Annotated in this window: 19 protein-coding genes and 1 pseudogene; 12 read left to right on the forward strand and 8 right to left on the reverse strand. The window is 75.1% G+C overall.

All coding sequences use genetic code 11. From position 1 onward, the window contains the following. Positions 1 to 632: 632 nt before the first annotated feature. Complete coding sequence (locus tag ACFC1F_RS24450; RefSeq protein WP_376161267.1) at positions 633 to 1,409, reverse strand: glutamate racemase; 777 nt, start codon at positions 1,407 to 1,409, stop codon at positions 633 to 635. A gap of 18 nt (positions 1,410 to 1,427) precedes the next feature. On the opposite strand from ACFC1F_RS24450, the gene ACFC1F_RS24455 reads away from it, so the two are divergent. Together ACFC1F_RS24455 and ACFC1F_RS24460 are read left to right on the forward strand one after the other, a co-directional pair. Then, positions 1,428 to 2,606 carry a glycosyltransferase gene (locus ACFC1F_RS24455; protein WP_376161269.1) on the forward strand — a complete coding sequence of 393 codons (1,179 nt, stop codon included), beginning with the start codon at positions 1,428 to 1,430 and terminating at the stop codon, positions 2,604 to 2,606. A 24-nt stretch (positions 2,607 to 2,630) separates the two neighbouring features. Continuing rightward, positions 2,631 to 3,377, forward strand: coding sequence for an SAM-dependent methyltransferase (locus ACFC1F_RS24460; RefSeq protein ID WP_376161271.1), 747 nt, complete (start codon positions 2,631 to 2,633; stop codon positions 3,375 to 3,377). A gap of 139 nt (positions 3,378 to 3,516) precedes the next feature. Here ACFC1F_RS24460 and ACFC1F_RS24465 read toward each other — a convergent pair whose 3' ends face one another. The 5 genes from ACFC1F_RS24465 to ACFC1F_RS24485 form a co-directional block, all read right to left on the reverse strand. After that, a complete protein-coding gene (locus tag ACFC1F_RS24465; RefSeq protein ID WP_376161273.1) occupies positions 3,517 to 4,392 on the reverse strand; it encodes an alpha/beta fold hydrolase in 876 nt (291 codons plus the stop codon). A 50-nt stretch (positions 4,393 to 4,442) separates the two neighbouring features. After that, the gene (locus ACFC1F_RS24470) at positions 4,443 to 5,264 is read right to left on the reverse strand and encodes a glycosyltransferase family 4 protein (protein WP_376161329.1); all 822 of its coding nucleotides are present in this window, start codon (positions 5,262 to 5,264) and stop codon (positions 4,443 to 4,445) included. A 10-nt stretch (positions 5,265 to 5,274) separates the two neighbouring features. Beyond that, positions 5,275 to 5,958 carry a thiol:disulfide interchange protein DsbA/DsbL gene (locus ACFC1F_RS24475; RefSeq protein ID WP_376161275.1) on the reverse strand — a complete coding sequence of 228 codons (684 nt, stop codon included), beginning with the start codon at positions 5,956 to 5,958 and terminating at the stop codon, positions 5,275 to 5,277. Positions 5,959 to 6,222: 264 nt separating this feature from the next. Further along, complete coding sequence (locus tag ACFC1F_RS24480) at positions 6,223 to 7,140, reverse strand: slipin family protein (RefSeq protein ID WP_376161277.1); 918 nt, start codon at positions 7,138 to 7,140, stop codon at positions 6,223 to 6,225. Between the two features lie 154 nt (positions 7,141 to 7,294). Next, the gene (locus ACFC1F_RS24485) at positions 7,295 to 8,416 is read right to left on the reverse strand and encodes a glycosyltransferase family 4 protein (protein WP_376161279.1); all 1,122 of its coding nucleotides are present in this window, start codon (positions 8,414 to 8,416) and stop codon (positions 7,295 to 7,297) included. Positions 8,417 to 8,777: 361 nt separating this feature from the next. Between ACFC1F_RS24485 and ACFC1F_RS24490 the strand changes: the two are divergent. The 9 genes and pseudogenes from ACFC1F_RS24490 to ACFC1F_RS24530 all read left to right on the forward strand — a co-directional run. Next, positions 8,778 to 9,188 (forward strand): annotated as a pseudogene (locus ACFC1F_RS24490) (glycosyltransferase); the annotation flags it as partial. Positions 9,189 to 9,366: 178 nt separating this feature from the next. Further along, positions 9,367 to 9,858 carry a glycosyltransferase family 4 protein gene (locus ACFC1F_RS24495; RefSeq protein WP_376161281.1) on the forward strand — a complete coding sequence of 164 codons (492 nt, stop codon included), beginning with the start codon at positions 9,367 to 9,369 and terminating at the stop codon, positions 9,856 to 9,858. Positions 9,859 to 10,322: 464 nt separating this feature from the next. After that, positions 10,323 to 11,411, forward strand: coding sequence for a tyrosine-protein kinase family protein (locus ACFC1F_RS24500; RefSeq protein ID WP_376161331.1), 1,089 nt, complete (start codon positions 10,323 to 10,325; stop codon positions 11,409 to 11,411). A 675-nt stretch (positions 11,412 to 12,086) separates the two neighbouring features. Beyond that, positions 12,087 to 12,491: a DegT/DnrJ/EryC1/StrS family aminotransferase gene (locus ACFC1F_RS24505; protein ID WP_376161283.1), complete on the forward strand. Its 405-nt coding sequence runs from the start codon at positions 12,087 to 12,089 to the stop codon at positions 12,489 to 12,491. A 324-nt stretch (positions 12,492 to 12,815) separates the two neighbouring features. Further along, on the forward strand, positions 12,816 to 13,271 hold the full coding sequence (gene mscL, locus ACFC1F_RS24510; protein ID WP_209416178.1) for a large conductance mechanosensitive channel protein MscL: 456 nt from the start codon (positions 12,816 to 12,818) through the stop codon (positions 13,269 to 13,271). Positions 13,272 to 13,665: 394 nt separating this feature from the next. After that, positions 13,666 to 14,496 carry a DUF6643 family protein gene (locus ACFC1F_RS24515; RefSeq protein WP_376161285.1) on the forward strand — a complete coding sequence of 277 codons (831 nt, stop codon included), beginning with the start codon at positions 13,666 to 13,668 and terminating at the stop codon, positions 14,494 to 14,496. A gap of 222 nt (positions 14,497 to 14,718) precedes the next feature. Beyond that, on the forward strand, positions 14,719 to 15,597 hold the full coding sequence (locus ACFC1F_RS24520) for an MOSC domain-containing protein (protein ID WP_376161287.1): 879 nt from the start codon (positions 14,719 to 14,721) through the stop codon (positions 15,595 to 15,597). A gap of 228 nt (positions 15,598 to 15,825) precedes the next feature. Further along, positions 15,826 to 18,261 carry a right-handed parallel beta-helix repeat-containing protein gene (locus ACFC1F_RS24525; protein WP_376161289.1) on the forward strand — a complete coding sequence of 812 codons (2,436 nt, stop codon included), beginning with the start codon at positions 15,826 to 15,828 and terminating at the stop codon, positions 18,259 to 18,261. 124 nt (positions 18,262 to 18,385) lie between these two features. Continuing rightward, entirely contained in the window at positions 18,386 to 18,733 is a 348-nt protein-coding gene (locus ACFC1F_RS24530; RefSeq protein ID WP_376161291.1) for a DUF6191 domain-containing protein, read from the forward strand. Positions 18,734 to 18,768: 35 nt separating this feature from the next. Here ACFC1F_RS24530 and ACFC1F_RS24535 read toward each other — a convergent pair whose 3' ends face one another. Together ACFC1F_RS24535 and ACFC1F_RS24540 are read right to left on the reverse strand one after the other, a co-directional pair. After that, complete coding sequence (locus tag ACFC1F_RS24535; RefSeq protein WP_376161293.1) at positions 18,769 to 19,902, reverse strand: PLP-dependent cysteine synthase family protein; 1,134 nt, start codon at positions 19,900 to 19,902, stop codon at positions 18,769 to 18,771. A 295-nt stretch (positions 19,903 to 20,197) separates the two neighbouring features. Continuing rightward, complete coding sequence (locus ACFC1F_RS24540) at positions 20,198 to 21,493, reverse strand: ROK family protein (RefSeq protein WP_376161294.1); 1,296 nt, start codon at positions 21,491 to 21,493, stop codon at positions 20,198 to 20,200. Positions 21,494 to 21,510: 17 nt separating this feature from the next. On the opposite strand from ACFC1F_RS24540, the gene ACFC1F_RS24545 reads away from it, so the two are divergent. Beyond that, on the forward strand, positions 21,511 to 22,827 hold the full coding sequence (locus ACFC1F_RS24545) for an MFS transporter (protein WP_376161296.1): 1,317 nt from the start codon (positions 21,511 to 21,513) through the stop codon (positions 22,825 to 22,827). Positions 22,828 to 22,838: the final 11 nt, after the last annotated feature.

Here is a 22,838-nt window from a genome sequence, read left to right on the forward strand (position 1 = left end):
ACTGACCCACCCTCGCTACACCGGCACCGGCACCGCAACAACTGTTTGCAAAGTGCCCCCGCACCCACGCGCCGGAGGTCGGCCCGCCCGACTTCCCAGGTCACCGCACCGACCCACCCTCGCTACACCGGCACCGGCACCGCAACAACTGTTTGCAAAGTGCCCCCGCACCCACGCGCCGGAGGTCGGCCCGCCCGACTTCTCATGCAGCAGCCGGCCACCCACACCGAGCCAGCCCCGCGACAACTCTTTGCAAAGTGCCCCCGCACCCGCGCACCAGAAGTCCGCCCGCCCGGCCTCCCAGGTCACCGCACCGACCCACCCTCGCTACACCAGCGCACGCAACAACTGTTTGCAAAGTGTGGCTACGCCAGGCGACACCCGCGCACCAGAAGTCGGCCCGTCCGACTTCTCACGCGCCTCGAAGCCTCGTCCGAGGCTCGGGGTGCGCGGAAGGCTACCGGAGGACACCCCGCAGCCTCGGTCCCGGGCCCGGGCCATCGAGGGCACGCGGGCCAGCCGACAGGCCGGATGGGAGGGCCCGAAGAGGCCGGGAGCCGACCGCAGGCCGCCAAAGCGGCCGGGAGGCGGGAGGGGCGCCGCCGGCAGCAGCGAAACGGGAGCCCCGACCGTCAGACCGCCGGGGCCGTGGCGGCGAGGCTGTGGCCCTGCGGGTAGAGGAGCGCGGCCGGGGGCAGCGCGGCGGGGGCGCCGGCGTGGAGGACGGTCAGCGTGCCGTTGCCGGTGCGGGCCGGGTCGGCGATGCGGCGGAGTGCCTGGGCGGCGACGGCGTCGGCGGAGCCGTGCAGGATGAGGTCCGGCGCCGCGACGGGAGCGACCGCGGCGCGGATGCGGTCGGCCACCAGTTCGTAGTGGGTGCAGCCGAGCACGATGGCCGCCGTGCCCGCCGGCGTGCGGGCGGCCGCGTCGGCGATGGCCGCGTCGATGGCGGCGTCGTCGCCGTGTTCGACGGCGTCCGCCAGGCCGGGGCAGGCGACCTCGGTGACGGCGGCCGTCCCGGCGAAGTCACGGATGAGGCCGCGCTGGTAGGCACTGCCCGTGGTGGCCGGGGTGGCCCAGATGGCGACCGGGCCGCCGAGCGCGGCGGCCGGCTTGATGGCCGGGACGGTGCCGATGACGGGCAGCGCGGGCTCCAGTTCGGCGCGCAGGGTGGCGAGCGCGTGGACGGAGGCGGTGTTGCAGGCGATCACCAGGGCGTCCGGCCCGAGGGCGGCGGCCGCCCGCGCGCAGCCGAGGGCGAGCGCGGTGACCTCCTCGGGTGTCCGCGGGCCCCAGGGCATCGAGGCGGGGTTGGAGGAGAGCACCAGGTCGGCGTCGGGGCGGAGCCTCCGCAGGGCGGCAGCCGCGGCCAGCAGGCCGATTCCCGAGTCCATCAGTGCGATCTTCACAGGGCAAGACTTTAGTCGATGCCCCGCTGCGGGCCCCGGGTGCGGCAGACTGCCCGGGTGACCGTCCTGCTGTGGATCGCCGTGCTCTCCCTGCTGGTCTGGCTCTGGCTCGCGTGCTGCCACGGGTTGTTCTGGCGTACCGACGTGCGGCTTCCGCCGCGCCGTCCGCCCACCCGTTGGCCGCAGGTCGTGGTGGTGGTACCGGCCCGGGACGAGGCGGAGGTGCTGCCGCTCAGCCTGCCCGGCCTGCTGGCGCAGAAGTATCCGGGCCGGGCCCGGGTGGTGCTGGTGGACGACCACAGCTCGGACGGGACCGGAGCGCTGGCGCGTTCGCTCGCCACGCCCGGCGGGCTGGAGCTGACCGTGACCACCCCTCCCCCGCTGCCCGCCGGCTGGACGGGAAAGCTGTGGGCGCTGCGGCACGGGGTGGAGCTGGCCGGTCCGGACGCCGAGTACCTGCTGCTCACCGATGCGGACATCGCGCACGGACCGGACTCGCTGGCCGAGCTGGTGGCCGCCGCCGAGACCGGCCGGCTGGACCTGGTGTCGCAGATGGCCCGGCTCCGGGTGGAGACGGGGTGGGAGCGGTTGATCGTGCCCGCGTTCGTCTACTTCTTCGCCCAGCTGTACCCGTTCCGCCGCAGCAACCGGCCCGGGGCCCGGACGGCCGCGGCGGCGGGCGGCTGCTCGCTGGTGCGGCGGGAGGCCCTGGAGCGGGTGGGCGGGGTGGCGGCGATCCGGGGGGCGGTGATCGACGACGTGTCGCTGGCCCGCGCGGTGAAGGCGGCGGGCGGCCGGACCTGGCTGGGCCTGGCGGAGCAGGTGGACAGCGTCCGCCCGTACCCGCGGCTGGCCCAGCTCTGGCGGATGGTCTCGCGCAGCGCGTACGCGCAGCTGCGGCACTCCCCACTGCTGCTGGTCGGGACGGTGGCCGGCCTGGCGCTGGTGTACCTGGTGCCGCCGGTGGCGGCGGTCACGGGGGTGGTCACCGCGCACTGGGCGGTGGCGGCGACCGGCGGGGCGGCGTGGGCGCTGATGGCGGGGACGTTCGTGCCGATGCTGCGCTACTACCGCCGGCCGGCGCCGGCCGCGCTGCTGCTGCCCTTCACCGCGTTGCTCTACCTGCTGATGACGGTGGACTCGGCGGTACAGCACTGGCGCGGGCGCGGGGCCGCCTGGAAAGGCCGGACGTACTGAGCCCGAGTGGGCCACACTGTTCGAATGGACCGTCAGATGATCTCCCGCCTCGCCCACGCCCACCACCCGATCGCCGCGCCGATCACCGACGAGTCGGTGGCCCGGCTGCTGGCCAGGGCGACCGGGCGCACCGAGAGCGGCCGGGCCCTGGACCTCGGCTGCGGCGAGGGTGCCTGGCTGGTCCGCGCGTTGGCGGCGCGGCCGCACTGGCAGGCGGTCGGCGTCGACCTGGACGCGGCGGCGCTGACCCGGGCCCGGGAGACGGCCACGGCGCTCGGGGTGGAGCGGCGGATCGGCCTGCACCACCTGGACGCCCGCGAGTTCAAGGCCAAGGAGCCCTTCGACCTGGTGCTGAACGTCGGCGCGACGCACGCCTTCGGCGGCCTGCTGCCGACCCTGGCGGCCGCCCGCGAGTTGCTGGCCCCCGGCGGTCTGGTGCTGGTCGGCGAGGGTTTCTGGGAGCGCGAGCCCGCCCAGGCAGTGCTGGACGGCCTGGGCGCGACCCGGGACGACTTCGCCGATCTGGCGACCACCACCGACCGGGTGATGGCCGACGGCTGGACGCCGGTGTACGGGTACGTCAGCAGCCTGCAGGAGTGGGACGACTACGAGTTCTCCTGGACGGGGTCACTGTCGGCCTGGGCACTGGACCACCCGGACCACCCGGACGCGGCAGCCGCCCGCGAGGCCGCGGACCGGCACCGCACGGAGTGGCTGCACGGCTACCGGGGCACCCTGGGCTTCGTCACGTACCTGCTGCGCCGCGACTGAGCCGCGGTCGGGCCGAGGCACGCCGGCCCGGCCCCGCACACCCGCTCCCGCACACCCGCCCCCGCACACCCGGCCTCGGAAAGCCCAGCACCCCCACCCGACTCCCACCCCGCCCCTGACCGGCGGCCGGGGCGCGGGCCTACTTCTGCGTACGGGCGAGGAAGTCGTCGATCAGCGGGGCGATCTCCGGCAGCTTCTCCTCCAGCGCGAAGTGCCCGGTGTCGAACACGTGCAGCTCGGCGTCGGGCAGGTCGCGCAGGTAGGCCCGGGCGCCGGGCTCGGTGAAGAACGGGTCGCCCACGCCCCAGAGGATCAGCGTGGGCGGCCGGTTCGCGCGCAGCCACTCCTGCCAGACGGGGTAGAGCGCGACGTTGGAGTGGTAGTCGAGGGCGAGTTCGACCTGGATGTCCTTGCGGCCGGGCTGGTCGAGGAAGTGCTGGTCGAGGGTCCAGCCGTCGGGTGCGACGAGCTCCGGGTCGCCGGTGCCGCCCTCGTACTGGCTGCGGGTGACCTCCAGGGTGAGGATGGAGCGCGCCCGTTCGGCGGCGCCGTCGACACCGTGCTGATTGGCGATGAACTCCCGCGCCAGGTCGGAGAGTCCCTCCTCGTAGGCGTTGCCGTTCTGGACCACCAGGCCGGTGATCCACTCCGGGTGGCGGGTGGCCAGCCGCAGGCCGACGGGGGCACCGAAGTCGAAGACGTAGAGGGCGAACCGGTCCAGCCCGAGGGCCAGGCAGAAGCCCTCGACGACGTCGGCGAGGGTGTCGAAGCGGTAGGTGAAGTCACCGGGCGCGGGGCTGTCGCTGTGGCCGAAGCCCGGGTAGTCGGGGGCGATCAGGCGGTAGCGGGTGCCGAGCGCGTCGAGGAGCCGGCGGAACTGGTGGGAGGCGGAGGGGAATCCGTGCAGCAGCAGGAGGACGGGCGCGTCGCTCGGACCGGTCTCCCGATAGAAGACGCGCAGGCCGTCCACGTCGACGTGGCGGTGCCGGATGTGCGGGATCGTCAGCTCGCTCATGCTAACCATTAAACTCCCACGTACCGGTTAGATGCAATGCCCTCCGGCGATCACCGGCCCAGCAGCCGCAGCGCGGCCGGCTTGGTGAACTCGTACCGGGTCATCTGTTCGAGGTCCTTCAGCCAGCCCGTCACCCGGGCCGGGCGGGCCAGCACCCGGCCGTACAGCTCCTCGAAGGAGGAGGTGACGCTCTCCAGCGAGAACCGGCCGACGACCCACTCCCGCCCCCAGGAGCCCAGCCGGGCCCGGTGACCGGGGTCGTGCAGCAGTCCGCGGAGCTGGCCGGCCAACGCCTCCGGTGCACGCGAGCCGTCGCCGAAGCCGTACATGCAGCGCGAGGCGTGCGGCTCGACCAGCGGGCCCGGCTCGTGCACGGCCGTGTACCCGGCCGCGCCGTGGACCACCACCGGTTTGCCGAAGGCCAGGCCGCGCAGGGCTGAGCCCCCCATGCCGAGAACGACGTCGGCGGCCTGGTAGGCGGGCCTCGGATCGGCCAACTGGCCCGGTACCAGCACGGCTTGACGGCGCAGCTCGGCGTTGACGGCGGCCGCCGGGGTGCGAGTCCGCTCCAGGCTGGGCCCGGCACCGACGATCGCCAGCCGGACCTTCGGGTCGTCCAACCGCCGGACGGCGTCGACGGTCAGCTCCACACCGGCGTCCTTCTCCAGCGCGGGGACCAGCCGGGTGACGATGGCGAGCAGCAACTCGTCCTCGCCGATTCCGTGTTCACGGCGGAACGCAGTTCCGTCGACCTGGCCGGGCGCATCGCCGGCGGTGTTGACCGGCGGTTCGATCAGGCTGACGTCCCGGTGCCCGAAGGCCCGGCCGTCCCCCAGAGGGTGGTCGCCGGGGGTCCGTTCGGTGAAGGTGATCGAGTCGGGGTCAGTGCTGCTCGTGGCGCTGGTTGCGCTGCTGGTCCTGCTGGACCAGCCGGTCGAGGACGTCGGGCATCGCCTCGACGCCGCCGGCCTGGGTGGGCGAGGTGCGTTGCTCGCCCTGGACGACGACGGTGGGCAGCTCGTTGATCCCGTACCGGACGAACATCGCGGCGGCCTCGTCGACGGCCTGCTGCACGTCGGCGGAGCGGTAGGCGTCCCGGAACTGCTGCGGGTCGACGCCCTGGCGCAGCGCCCAGTCGGTGGCGGTGTCCTCGGTGGTGAGGTCCTGCTTGTCGGAGTGGATCGCACGGAAGGCGCTGGTCTGCAGGCGCTCGACCAGGTCGAGGCGCTCCAGCGTGTAGTAGAGGCGTGCGTGGCCGCGCTGCGCGGCCTCCTCGCGGCTGCGCGGCCAGATCGCGGGCACCCGGCGCAGGTCGGCGTCCTCGCGGTGCTTCTCGGTCCAGGCCTGGAGCGGCTTCTCCAGCTGCTGGGAGTGGCCGCAGTCGTACCAGAAGAACTCGACGGCCTCGGTGCGGGCGCTCGCGCGCGCCGCCTGGGACTGGTCGATCCGGGTGAACCGGGAACCCTCGGTGGCGGGTTGGCTCGTGGCTGCGCCGGCCTGGACGGGGGATGCGGCGATCCCGGCGGCGACGGCGAGCAGGACGGTGGACCTCAGCAGCGTCTTCACACCGGGCAGTCTGACGGTGACGGATCGTCATCGACGAGTCGGCCCGGGGAGGCCGGGCCGGGATTCGCCCGTTCGGCGCAGCCCGGCCCGGGACCGCCTGGTCCGTCACCGGTCCGTCACCGTCCTGTCGCCGCCCCGGGACCAGGCCCGATGACGGGACCAGGCCCGATGACGGGACCGCGGCCGGTAACGGGACCGGGCCCGGTGATGGCCCGATGCCGGGCCGGACGGACGCGCAGGCTCCTCACTCCGGGCGCGGGCTCCTCACTCCGGGCGCGGGGCGTGCTCCGGGCGCGGGGGTACCACGGCGGGCGCGGGCTCCGTCTTCGCGAGCGCGGGCGCTGCGGTCGCCGCGGACACTGCGGCCCCCACGGCTGCCGAGGGCGCGGGCGCCTCGGCGGCGGGCGCCGCCGCCTGCTGCGGGGCCGCGCCGGGCTTGGGAGTGGCGCCTTCGAAGAAGCGCAGCAGCTCGACCGGGAACGGCAGGACGAGGGTGGAGTTCTTCTCCGCCGCCACCTCGACCACGGTCTGGAGCAGGCGCAGCTGCAGCGCGGACGGCGTCCTGTCCATCATCTCCGCCGCCTGGGAGAGCTTCTCGGCCGCCTGGAACTCGCCGTCGGCCGTGATGATGCGGGCCCTGCGCTCGCGGTCGGCCTCGGCCTGGCGGGCCATCGAGCGCTTCATCGAGTCGGGCAGCGCGACGTCCTTGATCTCGACCCGGTCGATGTGGACGCCCCAGCCGACGGCCGGGCTCTCCAGCATCAGCTCCAGGCCGCGGTGCAGGTTCTCCCGGCCGGAGAGCAGGTCGTCCAGCTCGCTCTTGCCGATGATCGAGCGCAGCGAGGTCTGCGCGACCTGTGACATGGCGAAGGCGTAGTTCTGGACGTCGACGGTGGCCAGCACCGGGTCGACCACCCGGAAGTAGACCACCGCGTCGACCCGGACGGACACGTTGTCCCGGGTGATGCCCTCCTGCGCGGGCACCGGCATGGTGATCACCTGGACGTTCACCTTGCGCATCCGGTCGACGACCGGCACCAGCAGGGTCGGGCCGGGCTGGCGGACCCGTCCGCTCACCCGGCCCAGCCGGAACACCACTCCCCGCTCGTACTGCTGGACCACCCGCACTCCGGTGGCGAGCCAGAGGATTGCCAGGGCCGCGAGGCCCGCGAGTACCACCATGTCCGGTGACCTTTCCCCGTGCCGGCGCGTCCGGGCCGAGTCCCTGATGGCTCCGTCGTACGAGCGCGCCGCGGAGGCAGTATCCGCCCGCTCCGGCCGGTTGCCTACGGCGGGTGCGGGTCTTGGTGCACGGTCGGCACCGCGGTCGGCACCGTCACGCCCGTTCCCGGCCGGTGACCGCCGTGAACAGCGCCTGCCACCGGTCGGCGACCACGCCGAGCTCGGAGTGCGCCAGCGCGTGCTCGCGGGCGGCGGCGCCGAGTGCGGCGCGGTCGCCGGCCAGCACCTTGGCCAGGGCCTCGGCGAGCGCGAGCGGGTCGCCGGGGGCGGTCAGTGCGCCGGTGCGGCCGTCCTGGACCACCGAGCGGACCCAGCCGACGTCGGTGGCGACGGCGGGCAGGCCGGCCAGTGCGGCCTCGATCAGGACGCCGGGCACTCCCTCGCTGTCGCTGGTGAGCAGCAGTGCGTCGGCGGCGCGGTAGAGCGGTGCCGGGTCGGCGAGGGTCCCCAGGAAGTGGGCCCGGGCGGCGGCCGGGTGCTGTTCTAGGGCGGTGCGCAGCGGGCCGTCGCCGGCCACCGCGAGCCGGACGTCGGGGAGCCGGTCGAGGGCGTCGAGGGCGAGGTCGAGCCGCTTCTCGGGGGCGATCGCGCCGATCCAGGCGACCAGCAGGCCGTCGGCGGGCAGGCCGAGGGCGTGCCGGGCGGCCCGTCGGTCGGCGGGGCCGTCGGCGGGCGGGTAGCGGTCGGCGGCGCGGGCGTTGGGGATGGTGCGGACCTTCCCCGCGGGCAGCCGGAACCGGTCCTGGAGGACGGCGCGGGCCTCGTCGGCGAGCGCGGTGACGGCGGCGGCCCGGTGCAGCAGGACGCCGGTGCGCAGGCGGCGCAGCGGGCTCGCCGTCCAGTGCCGGGGGTCGCCGATGGAGACGTAGACGAACGGGGTGCGGGTGCCGGCCAGGGCGAGGGCGCAGGCCGGGAGGGTGGCGGAGCCGTGCGCGACGACGAGGTCGGCGGTGCGGGCGGCGGCGCGCAGGGCGCGCAGGGTGGCGGGGTGCAGCCGGCCGGGGCCGAGCACGGTGGTGGCCCGGGTGTCGGGTGCGTCCGGGTGGGCGTCGGGGTGCGGGGCGAGGGCGCGCAGTGCCGAGGCCTGGCCGCGGCGGCGCAGTTCCCTGTGGAGGTCCCGGGCGAGGCTCTGGGCGCCGCGGCGGCGCGGGTCTGTGATCAGGTGGAGGATGCGGGGGCGGGTTCCGGCCGTCTTCGCCGGCGTCGCGTCGGGCATGGGATCGACCTTGGCACAGGGCCCGGCGCGGTACAGCCCCTTCGCGCAACCCGGTGGTGGCCTGCGCGCCCGCGTGGGTACTCCCGGTGGGCGCCGTTCGATGCCGTCGCACGCTGATCGCGCCGGCTGTGCGCCCTGCCGCACGCCCTCGGCCGCCCCCGGCCGCCCCCGGGGCCGGGGACCGTCCTGGCCGATTCCCTGGCGGGCCGCGGTCGCCACCTGCGATGCTGATCCGCAATCAGGGCGCCGGCCGGCATGGGAGACCGGGCGCGCCCACGAGGGCGGGGGTTGGCCTGTGCATGTGCTCTATGTGATCGACAGCGTGAGCAGGGTCGGCGGGGCCGAGCAGGGTCTGGTGGCGATGGCCCCCCAACTGGTGCGGGCCGGCGTGAAGCTGGACGTGGCGTACCTCAAGGACTCGCCCGGCGGTTTCCAGCCGGAGCTGACCGCGGCCGGCGCCGACGTTTTCGGGGTGGGCCGGCCCACCCGGGGTCGGACGGCCGCCGCGTTGCACCGGCTGGTCCGGGAGCGTCGGCCGGACCTCGTCCACACCACGCTCTACGAGTCGGACGTGCTCGGCCGGGCCGCCGCGCTGTCGGCCCGCACCCCGGTGGTCTCCAGCCTGGTGAACTCGGCGTACGGCCCGGAGCACCTCGGCGCGCGCGGGCTCAGCCCGTGGAAGGTGCGGGCGGCGCAGGCGGTCGACGCCGCGACCGCCCAGGGCACCCGGCGCTTCCACGCGCTGACCCGGTACGTGGCCGGGACGATGGCGCAGCGGCTGCGGGTGTCGCGGGAGCGGATCGACGTCGTCCCGCGCGGGCGCGACCCGGAGCTGCTGGGTACCGTCACCCCGGAGCGGCGAGCCGCCGTACGGTCCGCGCTGGACCTGCCGCAGGACGTCCCGGTGGTGCTCGCGGCGGCGCGCCAGCAGTATCCAGAAGGGCCTGGACGTGCTGTTGGAGGCCTGGCCCGCGGTGCTGCGGGCCGAGCCGGACGCGGTGCTGCTGCTGGCCGGCAGCGAGGGCACCGAGACGGCGCGGCTGACGGCGCTCGCCGAGACGGCCGGCAGCGTGCGCCTCCTCGGGCCGCGCGACGACGTCTTCGACCTGATGGCCGCCGCCGACGCGTTCGCCGTGCCCTCCCGGTGGGAGGGGCTGGGCAGTGCGGCCATGGAGGCGATGGGCGTCGGCGTGCCGCTGGTCTGTGCGGACGTGCCCGCGCTGCGCGAGACGGTCGGTTCGGAGGACTACGCCCGGCTGGTGGCACCGGAGCGGCCGGCCGAACTGGCGGCGGCGCTCACCGACACGCTGGAGGACCGGGCGTCGGCCCGGGTGCGGGCGAAGGCGGCCCGGGCGCGGTTCCTGACCGCGTTCACACTGCACCACGTGTCGGCCCAGATGGTCGGGTTCTACGAGCGCTCGTTGCGGCTGCGCCAGGTCTGACGGGATCCGGCCACCGCGGTCCCGTCCGCCCCCGGTTCGCCGGGCCCCCAGTATCGCCAAAGCGGTTGCGCCGCACGTCGCGGCTCGGCAAGCATCGCCGGAAGGGGGCCGGGCGGGGGCGGCGGGCCGGGGGCAGGCGCGCCCCGCTCCGCCACGGGGGGCGCATCGTCACGGGGGGCGCATCGTCACGGGGCGGGTTGCGACATCAGCCGCGGGATTCCACCGCGCCGTACTCCCTGCACAGTTGGCAGCACCCGGACCGCCTCGCTCCCGAACGGGCCGCCCCCGGGCGGGAGTTCCACAGCACCACCGCACCACGAACGCGAGGGGATCCAACCGGCGGAACCGGCAGACCACTTCACCGTCCTGCGGCGGTACTGGCGGCTTCTCGTCGGCTGCACGCTCGCCGCACTCGTCGTCGGCTGGCTCCTGACCCCGGCCGGTGGCACCGTGGACAACGCCAAGTGGAAGTGCAAGGTCGCCATCACGCCGGCGCGGGGGCCGGTGGCACCGTGCGGGCCGACCAGGTGCTCTCGTACGCGCAGGGCTCGGACGTCGCGACGGCGGCGGCCAAGCAGCTCGGCACCGACGCCGCCGCGGTGATCGCCCGCCGCACGGTCACGGCCGACAGCGCGCAGATGCTGTCGATAGCGACCACCGGGCCGACCCAGCAGTCCTGTTCCGACCTGGCGGCCGCGTACTCGGCCGCGATCATCAAGGGCTTCAGCGACGAGTCCGCGAAGAGCGCCGCCGAGACCGTCAAGAAGCTCCAGGCCCAGGCCGACGCGCAGCAGCAGGCGCTGGACGACATCCAGCAGCAGTTCAACCGCTCGTCGGCCGGCGACCAGCCCAAGCTGACCGCCGCGCCCACCTCGCTGACCGCGACGCTCACCGCGATCAGCAAGCTGCAGAACGGCGCCCAGACCGACGCCATCCAGCAGTGGGGCAGCATCGACGCCCGCCAGGGCAGCACCAACCTGCTCTCCTCCCCCACCCGCAGCGTCCGGCTGGGCCTGGCGGTGGCCCTCGGGCTCGCCCTCGGTGTGGTCGCGGCGCTGATGCTCAGCCGGATGGACACCCGGCTGCGCACCCGCAACGCGGTCGAGGAGGCGTTCAACCTGCCGGTGATCGGCGAGGTGCCCCGACTCTCGCGCCGTCTGCGGCGGTTGCGCGAGCCGCTGGCGCGCGCCCGACCGTCCGACCCGGCCGCGGAGGCCTACCGGCCGCTGCGCTCGACCCTGCTGCTCACCGGCCCGAACGCGCTGGCGCTGCCGGTCCACGGGCAGGGTGAGCGGGAGCCCGCCGGGGCCGTCGCGCGCCGGCTCACCCGGCCCGCGCCGGTGGTGCTGGTCGCCTCCGGCAGCAGCGGCGACGGGCGGAGCACCACGGTCGCCAACCTGGCCGCCGCGCTCGCCGAGACCGGGCGCGAGGCCCTCGTCCTGGACTGCGACTTCCGCCACCCTCAGCTGCACGCCCACCTCGGTGTGGGGGGGGCGGCCCCGGCATGGCCGAGCTGCTCAGCGGCGAACAGCTGGGCGAGCTGGACGAGTTGATCCGGCCGACCAATGTCGAGGGGGTCTCGCTGATCACCGGCGGCAACACCACCGCCTATCCGGCCGCGCTGGTGCTGCGGGCCACCGAGGCGCTGCGCCGGGCACGCCGGTACGCGGACGTCATCCTGGTCGACACCTCGCCGCTGCTGCACGCCAACGACGCGTACGACCTGGTGCAGCATGCGGACGCGGTGCTGGTGACCGTGCGGAGCGGCAATGCGACGCCGGAACAGGCCGACCGGGTGTCGGAGTTGTGCTCCCGGACCGGGGTGCCGGTGGCCGGTGTGGTTCTGCTCGGCACGTACGGCCCGACCGGGCGGCGGCGCAGCACGGCGGGTGGCGGCGGTGCGACGGCGCTCGGCGGCCGCTCGGCGCAGACCGTCCTTCCGCGTCCGGGGGCGCCCGCGCTGGAGCACGGAGGCCAACGGGCGGCGGAGCGGGGGTCCGGCCGGCCGAACGACCGGCGGAGCGGACGGCGCCCAGCTGGGCACGGCGCGGCGCCACCGACGGCGGCACAGGCGGCGGCACCGACGGCCGCAGCGCGAACGGCACGCACGGCACGTACGGCACCAACGGCACGCACGGCACCCGCGGCACCAACGGCCACGGCATCCAGGCCTCCGGGGGCGACGGCGATCACGGCGAGCCCGCCCTGCTGCGCGAGGGGGAGGAGCGGTGAGCGGGCCGACCAAGGTCGCGGTGGCCGGCGAGGGCGGCCTGGTCGCCACCCGGGACGCCGACCTCGCCCGCCGGCTGCGCACCGCGCGCGACTACGGGAACCCGGGCGACTACGACACGCTCTTCCCCGGCCTGAACGCCCGGATGAGCGAGCTGCACGCCGCCGTCGGCCTCAACTGGCTGGCCGGGCTGCCCGAAAGGGTGGTCCACCGGGGCACACTCGTGGCCGAGTTCGCCGCGGGGACGGTCGGCCTGCCCGGACTGCGGCTCGCCCTGCCGGAGGAGGGCGACGTCTCCACCTTCAAGGACCTCACCCTCGTCCTGGACGCCGGCGCGTTCGGGCTCACCGCGCGCCAACTCGCCCACGCACTAGGGGCGGAGGGCATCGACTCGCGCCGCTAGTTCCACCCGCCGGTGCAGCGCCAGCGCGCCTACGCCCACCTCGGGCAGGCCGACAGCTGCCGCTGACCGACCGGCTGGCCGACTCGGTCCTCACCGTGCCGCTCTGGTCGCACATGGACGCACCCGTCGTCCGCCGGATCGCCGCGGCGGTGGGCCGGATCCAGCCGTACGCGGAACGCCTGCGCGCAGCCTGACCCGCGCCCCGCCGCGTTACGCGGTTCGGGTGAACGCGGTTGGACCGCGGGCACCCCCGGTCGGCAGGATGTCCGGCCGGGGCCCGCGGTCCCGTCCCACCCTCCCCCCGTACGGATTTGGAGTCACCCGGTGCTCAAGGGATTCCGCAGTTTCCTGCTGCGCGGAAACGTCGTCGACCTCGCGGTCGGCATCGTCATCGGCGCGGCCTTCACCGCCGTCGTCACCGGGTTCGTCACGGCCTTCCTCACCCCGCTGATCGGCGTCGCGACCGGCGCCGTCGGCGACTTCACCCAGAAGACCTTCGCGGTCGCGGGCACCAGCTTCCCGTACGGCGTGTTCGTGAACGCGCTGATCAGCTTCGTGCTGGTGGCCGCGGTGATCTACTTCATCGTGGTGGTGCCGGTCGGCAGGCTCCAGGCGAAGCTGGAGGGCGCCAAGCCGGCACCGGTGGCCAAGGCCGACTGCCCGGAGTGCCTGAGCACGATCCCGGCCGCGGCGGTGCGCTGCTCGTTCTGCACCTCCGAGGTGGCGGGCCGCCCGGGCTTCCCCGCCCAGGCCTCCCCCCGGCCGGCGCCGGTCCGCTGACCCGAAGGCCCGCAGGCCCGAAGGCCCGCCGACCCGCTGACCTCGGGCTTCGCGGCCCCGAAGACTCTCACGGGGACTTTATTCCCGAAACATTCACGAGCCCTCGCCGGTCCGCCGACGGGGGCTCGAATGCGCCAGCGCACGCCCTGCCCGCAAAAGTTTCTTCGTCGGTCCCCGAACCGTCCACCGCCCCGACACCGCAACGGCCTTCGCGGGCCCCGTCCGAGCCCCGTTCGAGACCGCACCCCGGCCCGAAGCTGGCCTGAACTCGACGCCGGAATGTCCGTTCTTACTACTTTCGAAACCTTTGTGCGAGCGAAGACTGTGTAAACACTCGAACTGCTCGGCCTCCCACTCTCCTCAGCAGGCGCATTGTGGGCTTACCGTATGCCCCATGACCTCGCCCCGCTCCTACGACGGAGTCGGCTACCCCTCTCCGTCCTTCTCCTCCGGCACGCCCATCTACGACTCCCTCGTCGCAGAACGCGGTGTCCCGCAGATCGCGCCCATCAACGTGCCGGCCGCCCTGCCGCCGGCACTGTCCTCCGGTTACGGATCCGGCCTCGGCCCGTCCTACGAGAACCGGTACGGCAGTGGGTACGACACCCCCGGCAGCAACCTCCCCGCGCTGCCCCCCGCCCGCCTCGCCCTGGGCCCCGGCCCGAGCAGCGGCCCCTCCGCCGGCCCCGCCACGACGTACATCCCGGCGCAGCCCGCGCCGGCGTACGCCTCCGCGCCCCAGCCGCCCGTCCCCGGTTACGGCGGCCCCCAGGCGTACCTGTCCGGCCAGCGCCCGCAGGCCCCCGCCCCCGGGTTCTCGCAGGCCACCGGCGGCGGCGCCTACCAGCCGTCCGGCGGCCAGAGCTTCGGCGGACAGAACACCTTCGTGGGTGCCGGCCAGGGCGGCCCGCAGTCCTTCGGCGCGCAGCCGCTGGGCGGCCCGGGCTCCTTCGGCGGCCCGCAGCAGTCCGCCGGCCAGCAGCCCGGCGGGCCGCAGAGTTTCGGCGGCCCGCAGTCGTTCGGCGGCCAGCAGCCCTTCGGCGGGTCCGGTCCGGCCGGCCCCGGCTTCCAGGGCCAGGGCGGCGACCAGTCCTTCGGCGGCGCCCAGCTGCGCCCGGCCTCCCCGGTCGCGCCGGTCCGCCCGATGCAGCCGCAGCGCCCGGGCCAGTACGCCGAGCCCGGCCAGTTCCAGCAGGGCTACCAGCCGCAGGGCCAGGGCTACTAGGTCGAGCCCGCCACCCCGGGCCGGCCCCACCCGGCCCGAACCCGCACCACCTGAGCACCACCCGGAGCCACCGCGCTCCGGGCGTACGGAGAAACGGGTCATCCACGGACCGTCCGGACCGCCACCTCACCTGGCGTCCGGGCGGTCCGTGCGCGTACGGGGCCCGGCAGCGCCCCGGGAACCGGATGCCGACGGCGTGACGGCTCCTGGCAGGATGGGGGAATGCTGCTCACCGGACTTCACGTCTACCCCGTCAAGTCGATGTACCGCCTGAGCCCCGAGAGCGCCCGGGTCGAACCCTGGGGCCTGCTCGGCGACCGCCGCTGGATGCTGGCCGACCCCACCGGACGCTTCGTCAGCCAGCGCGAGAACACCGCCCTCGGCCAGATCCGCACCGCGCTCGCCGACGACGGCACGCTCACCCTCACCGCTCCCGGCGGCTCCCGGATCGAGGTCCCGGCACCGGCCGTCGCGGCGGGCGACCCGCTCGCCGAGGTCGAGGTCTGGGGCGACCGCTTCAGCGCCGCCGAGGCCGCCAAGGAGGCCCACCTCTGGATCGCCGAGCACCTCGGCGACTACCGCCTGGTGCACCTGGACGACCCGCGCTCCCGCCCGGCCGACCCGGACTTCTCCTCGCCCGGCGACACCGTCTCGATGGCCGACGGGTTCCCGCTGCTGCTCGCCAGCACGGCTTCGCTCGACGAGCTCAACGCGCTGATCGCCGAGGACCACCCCGAGGATCACGAGGTGCTGCCGATGGAGCGGTTCCGGCCGAACGTGGTGGTCGACGGCGCCGAGCCGTGGGCCGAGGACGGCTGGCGCCGGATCCGGATCGGCGCGCTCACCTTCAAGGTGGTCAAGCCCTGCGGCCGGTGCGTGATCACCACCACCGACCAGGAGAGCGGTGAGAAGCGCGGCCCCGAGCCGTTGCGCACCCTGGCGCGGCACCACAAGCTGCTGAAGAAGGCCGCGTTCGGCCAGAACCTGATCCCGGAGCGCCCGGCCGGCACCGAGGGCGACGTGCTCGGCACGCTGCGGATCGGCGACGAGGTCGAGGTGCTGGAGGACGGCGCGCACTGGCCGGCCGGCGAACCGGTCTGAGCCACGGGCTCAAGCCGCCCGCCCCCGCCCGCCGGCGTGACGTCCGGAACCCGAACTGTGCGCGCTCGTTGAAGCATGTGGTGAAGACGAAACGGCCCCCGGCACCTCTCCGCGCCGCGCGGGCGGACCACGCGCGCGGGCGCGCTACGGTGGGCGGACGGCCCGCGCGCCCCCGCGCGTACGGCCCGTTGATCGCCGGCTCGACGAAGGTGGGGACGACAGACCGTCATGGCTGAGCACAGGGTCCGGGTCACCCAGGACAGCGCATCCCGCTGGCGGCGCCGCGCCGGCGAGTACGACACGCTCGCGGAGGCCCTCGCGGCCGCCGAACCGGGCGACACGGTGACCGTCCGGCCGGGCACCTTCCGGGAGAACCTGGTGCTGGACAAGGCGGTCACCGTCGTCCCGGCACAGGGCCCCGGCACCGTCCGGATCGATCCGCCGAGCGGTGTCCCGCTGACCGTCACGGCCGCCGCCACCGTCCGCGACCTGGTGATCGAGGGCAGTGACAGTTCCCTCCCGGCCGTGCTGGTCACCGGCCCGGAGGCCACGCCGGCGCTCAGCGGCTGCCGGGTGGAGACCCGCTCGGCCAGCGGTGTGGAGGTCACCGACGGCGCCCGGCCCACCCTGCGCGGCTGCGTGGTCACCAACCCGGCCGGTCTCGGCCTGCGGCTGCGCGGCGGGGGAACCGCCGCCGCCTTCGACGACTGCGAGGTCGCCGCCGCCGGGCAGGCCGGGATCGCCGTGCTCGGCGGCGCCACCGCCGCGCTCCAGCGCTGCCGCATCCACCACGCGACCGGCGCCGGCGTGCTGCTCACCGACCCGGGCAGCGCCGCCGAGCTGACCGGCTGCGAGATCTACGAGATCCGCGGCAGCGGTGTGCAGGCCGAGGCCCAGGCCGGCGGGCGGCTGGTCGACTGCGACATCCACCGGGTCACCGGCAACGGCCTGACCCTGGACGGCGAGGCCGAGCTGGTGCTGACCGGCTGCCGGGTGCACGACCTGCCGGAGAACGGCGCCGACCTGCGCGGCCGGGCCCGGCTCGGCCTGGTCAACAGCACCGTGCGGGACTTCGGGCGCGGCGCGCTCTCGGTGTGGGACCAGGGCACCGAGGCCACCGCCGAGTCCTGCGAGATCCACGGCTCGTCCGGCGAGTACCCGGCGCTCTGGGTCAGCGACGGCGCCCGGCTCACCCTCACCGACTGCTCGCTGCACGACCTGCCGGACGCGCTCTTCGTCCTGGACCGCGACTCCGCCGCCACCGCCGAGGGCTGCTCGTTCAGCCGGATCCGCAGCTCCGCCGTGTCCGTCAGCGGCGGCGCCGGGGTGACGCTCTCCCGCTGCCGCGTCCAGGAGGCCGGCACCGGGCTCTGGTTCCGCGACCACGGCAGCGGCGGGCTGCTCACCGACTGCGAGATCTCCGACGTGGCCACCGGCGTGATCGTCACCAAGGGCGCCGACCCGGTGGTGCGCGACTGCACCGTCCGGGCCAGCTCGGACGCCGGCGTGTACGTCTCGGCGCAGGGCCGCGGCACCTTCGAGGACTGCCGGGTCTCGCACGGCAAGGGCTTCGGCTTCCACATCATCGACGGCTGCCGCACCGTGTTGACCCGCTGCCGGGCCGAGCAGAACGAGCGGGCCGGCTTCGAGTTCTCCGAGCCCGGTCCCGTGGTGGAGGCCTGCACCTCGGACGATGTCGGCCCGGCCGCACCCGCGCCCGAACTTCCCGCCCCGAGGGCGGCCCAACTCGCCCCTGCCGCACCGCCGTTGGCCGCCCCGCTGGCCGCCCCGGCCCCGGCCCCGGCCCCCGGGCAGGCATCGGCGGCGATCGGGCCGATCCCCGACTGCCGGCCCGCCGACGAGGCACTGGCCGAACTCGACGCGCTGGTGGGCCTGGCCACCGTCAAGCAGGAGGTCCGGACGCTGATCGACCTGATCTCGGTCGGCCGGCGCCGCCGCCAGGCCGGGCTCAAGGCCCCCTCGCTCCGGCGGCACCTGGTCTTCACCGGCGCCCCCGGCACCGGCAAGACCACGGTGGCCCGGCTCTACGGCGAAATCCTGGCCTCGCTCGGGGTGTTGCAGCGCGGCCACCTCGTCGAGGTGGCCCGCGTGGACCTGGTCGGCGAACACATCGGCTCCACCGCGATCCGCACCGCCGCCGCCTTCGACCGGGCCCGCGGCGGGGTGCTCTTCATCGACGAGGCGTACGCACTGGCACCCGAGGACGGCGCCCGCGACTTCGGCCGGGAGGCGATCGACACCCTGGTCAAGCTGATGGAGGACCACCGGGACGAGGTGGTCGTCATCGTGGCCGGCTACACCGCCGAGATGGAACGCTTCCTCTCCGCCAACCCCGGTGTCTCGTCCCGCTTCTCACGGACCATCACCTTCTCCGACTACAGCGCGGACGAGTTGCTGGAGATCGCCCGCGCCCAGTGCGCCGAACACGAGTACGCGCTGGCCGAGGCCACCGAGGGCGCACTGCTCGACCACTTCGCCACCCTGGAGCGCGGCCCCAACTTCGGCAACGGGCGCACGGCCCGGCAGGTCTTCGAGACGATGGTCGAGCGGCACGCGATGCGCGTCGCCCACCTGGAGGACCCGTCCACCGAGGAGCTCCAGCTGCTCGTCCCCGCCGACCTCCCGACCGCCCGGCTGCCCTGACCGCCCGACCTCCGCCCTGGCCCGACCTGCGCCCGACCTGCGCCCGACCGGCCCCGACCGGCCCCGACCGGCGGGGCGGGGCTGCGCCGGGAACTCACCCCTGCCGGAAGGGCGTTGGGCTGACATGGACGTGCTTCTCACCGGCGCGGCCGGCGGGCTGCTGCTGCCCGCCGCCCTGGTCGTCGTGTTCTTCCTCGGCGCGGTCGCCCGCCGGCTGCTCGCGCACCCGCAGGCGGGTGGCGTGCGCCCGGGCTCACACATGGGCCCGCGGGCCGGCGGGGGCCGCGCGGGGGCCACCGCCACCGAGGAACTGCACGCGCTGCTCTACCCGGGCAAGCGTGCCCAGCTGGAACAGCGCCGGATCGAGCTGGTGCTGCGGGACGACGAACACGACGGCGCACCGAAGCGGACCGGCATCGACCTCGCGGGCGGCACGGCGCTCCTCCGCCTGGCGTCCGAGCAGCCCAAGTAGCGCGAGTAGCCCGGGCAGCGTGGGCGCTCCCGGCGTCAGCCCGACCAGGCGCCGCCGGCCAGGAAGGACTCCAGGCGGGCCCGGTACGGCGCGATGTCGATCCGCTCGCCGGCCAGCCAGTCGTCCGAGTAGTACTTGTCGAGGTAGCGGTCGCCCGGGTCGCAGATCAGGGTGACCACGCTGCCGCGCTCCCCCGCCTCCCGCATCTGCGCGACGATCTTCAGGGCGCTCCACAGGCCCGTCCCGGTGGAGGCGCCGGCCTTCTTGCCGAGCACGTCCTCCAGCACCCTCACGGCGGCGATCGAGGCGGCGTCCGGGACCTTCATCATCCGGTCGATCGCCCCGGGCACGAAGCTCGGCTCCATCCGGGGCCGGCCGATCCCCTCGATCCGCGAGCCGCTGTCGCAGACCGCCTCCGGGTCGTGCCGGACCCAGCCGTCGAAGAAGCAGGAGTTCTCCGGGTCGGCGACGCAGATCCGGGTGTCGTACTGCATGTAGTGGACGTACCGGGCGATGGTCGCCGAGGTGCCGCCCGTACCGGCGGTGGCGACGATCCAGGCCGGTTCGGGGTGCGGTTCCAGGCGCAGCTGGGCGAAAACCGACTCGGCGATGTTGTTGTTGCCGCGCCAGTCGGTGGCCCGCTCGGCGTAGGTGAACTGGTCCATGTAGTGCCCGCCGGTCTCCGCGGCGAGGCGGGCGGAGGCCTCGTACACCTCGTCCGAGCGGTCGACCAGGTGGCACTCGCCGCCGTGGAACTGGATCAGGTCGATCTTGGCCTGGCTGGTGGACTTGGCCATCACGGCGATGAACGGGACGCCGACGAGCTGCGCGAAGTACGCCTCGGAGACGGCCGTGGAGCCGCTGGACGCCTCGATCACCGGCTTGCCGGGACGGATCCAGCCGTTGCAGAGCCCGTACAGGAAGAGCGAGCGGGCCAGCCGGTGCTTCAGCGAGCCGGTGGGGTGGGTGGACTCGTCCTTGAGGTAGAGGTCGATGCCCCAGTCCGCGGGGAGCGGGAAGCGGAGCAGGTGGGTGTCGGCGGAGCGGTTGGCGTCCGCCTGGACCTTGCGGACCGCCTCCTTGAGCCAGCTGCGGTAGGCCGCGTCGGTGCGGTCCACGTCGTCGGTCCGCCCGGCGCCCGCGCGCTCGGCACTCAGCTGGGTGCCCATCGGTCACTCTCCTCGCTCGAACCCCCCGGTTTGCTCACTACGAGTGTACGAGAGTCACGATAAGTGACCGTTTACGGTGCCCCAGCTTCCGCTTATCGCGCCCGCCGGGCCGTCCGGCCACACCCGGCCTGCCCCCACCATCCCGGCCGCCTCAACGCACCGCCCCCTCAGCCCGCCGCCGCCTCAGCCCGCCGCCGCCTCAGCCCGCCGCCGCCTCAGCCCGCCGCCGCCTCAACGCACCGCCCCCTCAGCCCGCCGCCGCCTCAGCCCGCCGCCGCCTCAACGCACCGCCGCCTCAACCCACCGCCACCACCGACTGCGGGTCCGCCAGGTACGGCCGCCAGGCCAGCTCCGCCGCGCCGGCCAGCGCGCCGTGCGCCAGCTCCGCGCCGACGATCGGCACCCGCCCGCTGCGCCCCCACAGGCAGCGCTCGGCGACCACCGCGCGCAGCCGCTCGGGCGCGGCCTCCAGCAGGTCGAGGTGGAGCCCGCTGAGCACCACCCGGTCCGGGTTGAGGATGTTGGCGACACCGGCCAGGCCGAGGCCGAGCCGGTCGATGACGTGCTCGACCGCGGCCCGCGCGCGCTCGTCGGTGGCGGCGGCCCGGCAGAGCTCGCGGGCCTGGTCGAGCAGGGGACGGTCCGGGTCGGGGGTGAGTCCGGCCGCGGCGAAGAGGGCGTCCGGGTCGGTCTCCGAGTTGAGGCAGCCGCGGTTGCCGCACTGGCAGGGGCGGCCCTGCGGGTCGACGGTGAGGTGCCCGACCTCCAGGGCGAGTCCGGCGCTGCCGGTGTGCAGCCGGCCGTCGATGACCAGCGCGCCGCCGACGCCGCGGTGGCCGGAGGTGACCAGCAGCAGGTGGCGGGCGCCGCGGCCGGCGCCGTGCCGGTACTCGGCGAGGGCGCCCAGGTTGGCGTCGTTGGCGATGGCGGTGGGCAGCGGGTCGAGCGCGCGCGGTCCGTTGTCGGCGCGGCCGACCTCGACGTCGTACAGGTCGGCGACCGGTGTGCCGCTGGGCCAGGCGAAGTGCAGGGCGGCCAGCGCGGTGCCGTCCGGTTCGGTGACCGGGTTGGGCAGGGCGAGTGCGGCGCCGAGGCAGCGGCGGTTGCTGTTGCGGGCGAGTTCGGCGCCCGCCTCGGCGACGGCGCGCAGCATCCGGACCGGGTCGGTGGCGGCGGGCAGTGGCCGGTGGACGGGCGGTTCGAGCAGTCCGCCGAGTCCGGCGAGGGTGACGCTCAGCCCGTCGGCGTGGATCTGTCCCGCGATGACGACCGGGCCCTCCGGGTCGATGGCCAGCCGGTGCGAGGGCCGGCCGCGGCCGCCGCCGGCCGGGCGGGAGTCGACGGTGATGAGGCCGAGCGCCTCCAGCTCCGCGGTGACCGCGCCGGCGGTGGCCCGGGTGACGTCCAGCGCGCGGGTGAGCGCCGAGCGGGTCGGGGTCTGTCCGGTGTGGATGAGCGAGAGCGCGGGGCCGAGCAGCGTCCGGCCGCGGTCGGGGGCCGCACGACGGTGGGCGTCGCGCTGCGCGTCGCGGTCGGCCTCGGTGCCGGGGGTCGAGCCGGAGGGCCTCGGACTTGAAGGAGTGAGCTGCACGCCCCTATTGTGACTTTGTGCCGCTCCGAAACAAAATCCGTGACCATGTCCGCACCGACCGGCCGTCCCCCCAGTCTCGCAGCACACCCGCCGCCTCCGACACCCTCCGCCGTCCCAACGACCCCCAGCGGGGCCCGGCCGGCGCCTCCTGGGGTGCCGCGCGCCTCGCGCTGACCGCCTTCTTCGCCGTCGACGGCTTCCTCTTCGCCGCCTGGGTCGTCCGCATCCCGGACATCCGCAGCCAGGTCAGCGCCTCCCACAGCGCACTCGGGCTCGCCCTGCTCTGCGTCTCGGCCGGCGCCGTCGCCACCATGCCGGTGGTCGGCCGGCTCTGCCTCCGGTACGGCTCGCGGCCGGTCACCGTCGGCTCGCTCGCCCTGCTCAGCCTCGCCGTCCCGCTGCCCGCGCACGCCCACTCGGTGGCGGCGCTCGGCGGTGTCCTGCTGCTCTTCGGCGCGGGCTACGGCGGTGCCAACGTCGCCATGAACAGCGCCGCCGTCGACCTGGTGGCGCAGCTGCGGCGCCCGGTGATGCCGAGCTTCCACGCCGGGTACAGCCTCGGCGGCCTGCTCGGCGCGGGCGTCGGCGGGCTGCTCGCGACCGCCCTCACCACCGCCTGGGCGCTCGCCCTCGGCGGGCTGCTCGGGCTCGCCGTGACAGTGGCCGCGGGCGTCGTCCTGCTCCGCGGTCCCGCCGCACCGGTGGTCGCGCCGGAGCGGGCCGCCGTCTCCTCGTCCTCGGGGGGCGCGCCGGAGCGGGCCGCCACCTCGTCCCCGGGGGCGGCCCGGCTGCCGCAGGCCCGGCTGCTCGTCCTGCTGCTCGGCCTCACCGCCTGCTGCACCGCGTACGGCGAGGGCGCGGTCGCCGACTGGACGACCCTGCACCTCACCGACGACGTCCACGCCACGGCCGGCGCGGCCGCCGCCGGGTACGCCGCGTACGCCTTCGCGATGACCAGCGGCCGGATCGCCGGCACCTGGCTCTCCATCCGGTTCGGGCAGACCCGGCTGATGCTCCTCGGCGGCCTCACCGCCGCGGCCGGCATGCTGCTCGCCGCGCTCGCCCCCTCGGTGCCGCTCGCCGTCACCGGCTTCGTGCTGGTCGGCCTCGGCCTGGCCAACCTGTTCCCGCTCGCCATCGCCCGGGCCGGCGCCGCCGGCGGTCCGCAGGGCGTCGCCCTCGCCTCCACCCTCGGCTACGGCGGCATGCTGATCGGCCCGCCGGTGATCGGGTTCCTCGCCGACGCCGTCGGCCTCCCACTCGCCCTCACCACCGTCGCCCTGACCGCCACGCTGGCGGCCCTCCTCCCCCTCACCGTCCGCGCCCGCCACTGACGCCCCCTCAG

The sequence above is a fragment of the Kitasatospora sp. NPDC056181 genome, from assembly GCF_042266225.1.
Lineage (GTDB): Bacteria > Actinomycetota > Actinomycetes > Streptomycetales > Streptomycetaceae > Kitasatospora.

Bases quoted from the DNA above. Each gene is read 5' to 3' on its own strand.
- ACFC1F_RS24455 (WP_376161269.1), top strand. From the start codon at position 1,428: ATGCCCCGCTGCGGGCCCCGGGTGCGGCAGACTGCCCGGGTGACCGTC.
- ACFC1F_RS24460 (WP_376161271.1), top strand. From the start codon at position 2,631: ATGGACCGTCAGATGATCTCCCGCCTCGCCCACGCCCACCACCCGATC.
- ACFC1F_RS24465 (WP_376161273.1), bottom strand. From the start codon at position 4,392: ATGAGCGAGCTGACGATCCCGCACATCCGGCACCGCCACGTCGACGTG.
- ACFC1F_RS24480 (WP_376161277.1), bottom strand. From the start codon at position 7,140: ATGGTGGTACTCGCGGGCCTCGCGGCCCTGGCAATCCTCTGGCTCGCC.
- ACFC1F_RS24485 (WP_376161279.1), bottom strand. From the start codon at position 8,416: ATGCCCGACGCGACGCCGGCGAAGACGGCCGGAACCCGCCCCCGCATC.
- ACFC1F_RS24515 (WP_376161285.1), top strand. From the start codon at position 13,666: ATGACCTCGCCCCGCTCCTACGACGGAGTCGGCTACCCCTCTCCGTCC.
- ACFC1F_RS24520 (WP_376161287.1), top strand. From the start codon at position 14,719: ATGCTGCTCACCGGACTTCACGTCTACCCCGTCAAGTCGATGTACCGC.
- ACFC1F_RS24525 (WP_376161289.1), top strand. From the start codon at position 15,826: ATGGCTGAGCACAGGGTCCGGGTCACCCAGGACAGCGCATCCCGCTGG.
- ACFC1F_RS24530 (WP_376161291.1), top strand. From the start codon at position 18,386: ATGGACGTGCTTCTCACCGGCGCGGCCGGCGGGCTGCTGCTGCCCGCC.
- ACFC1F_RS24535 (WP_376161293.1), bottom strand. From the start codon at position 19,902: ATGGGCACCCAGCTGAGTGCCGAGCGCGCGGGCGCCGGGCGGACCGAC.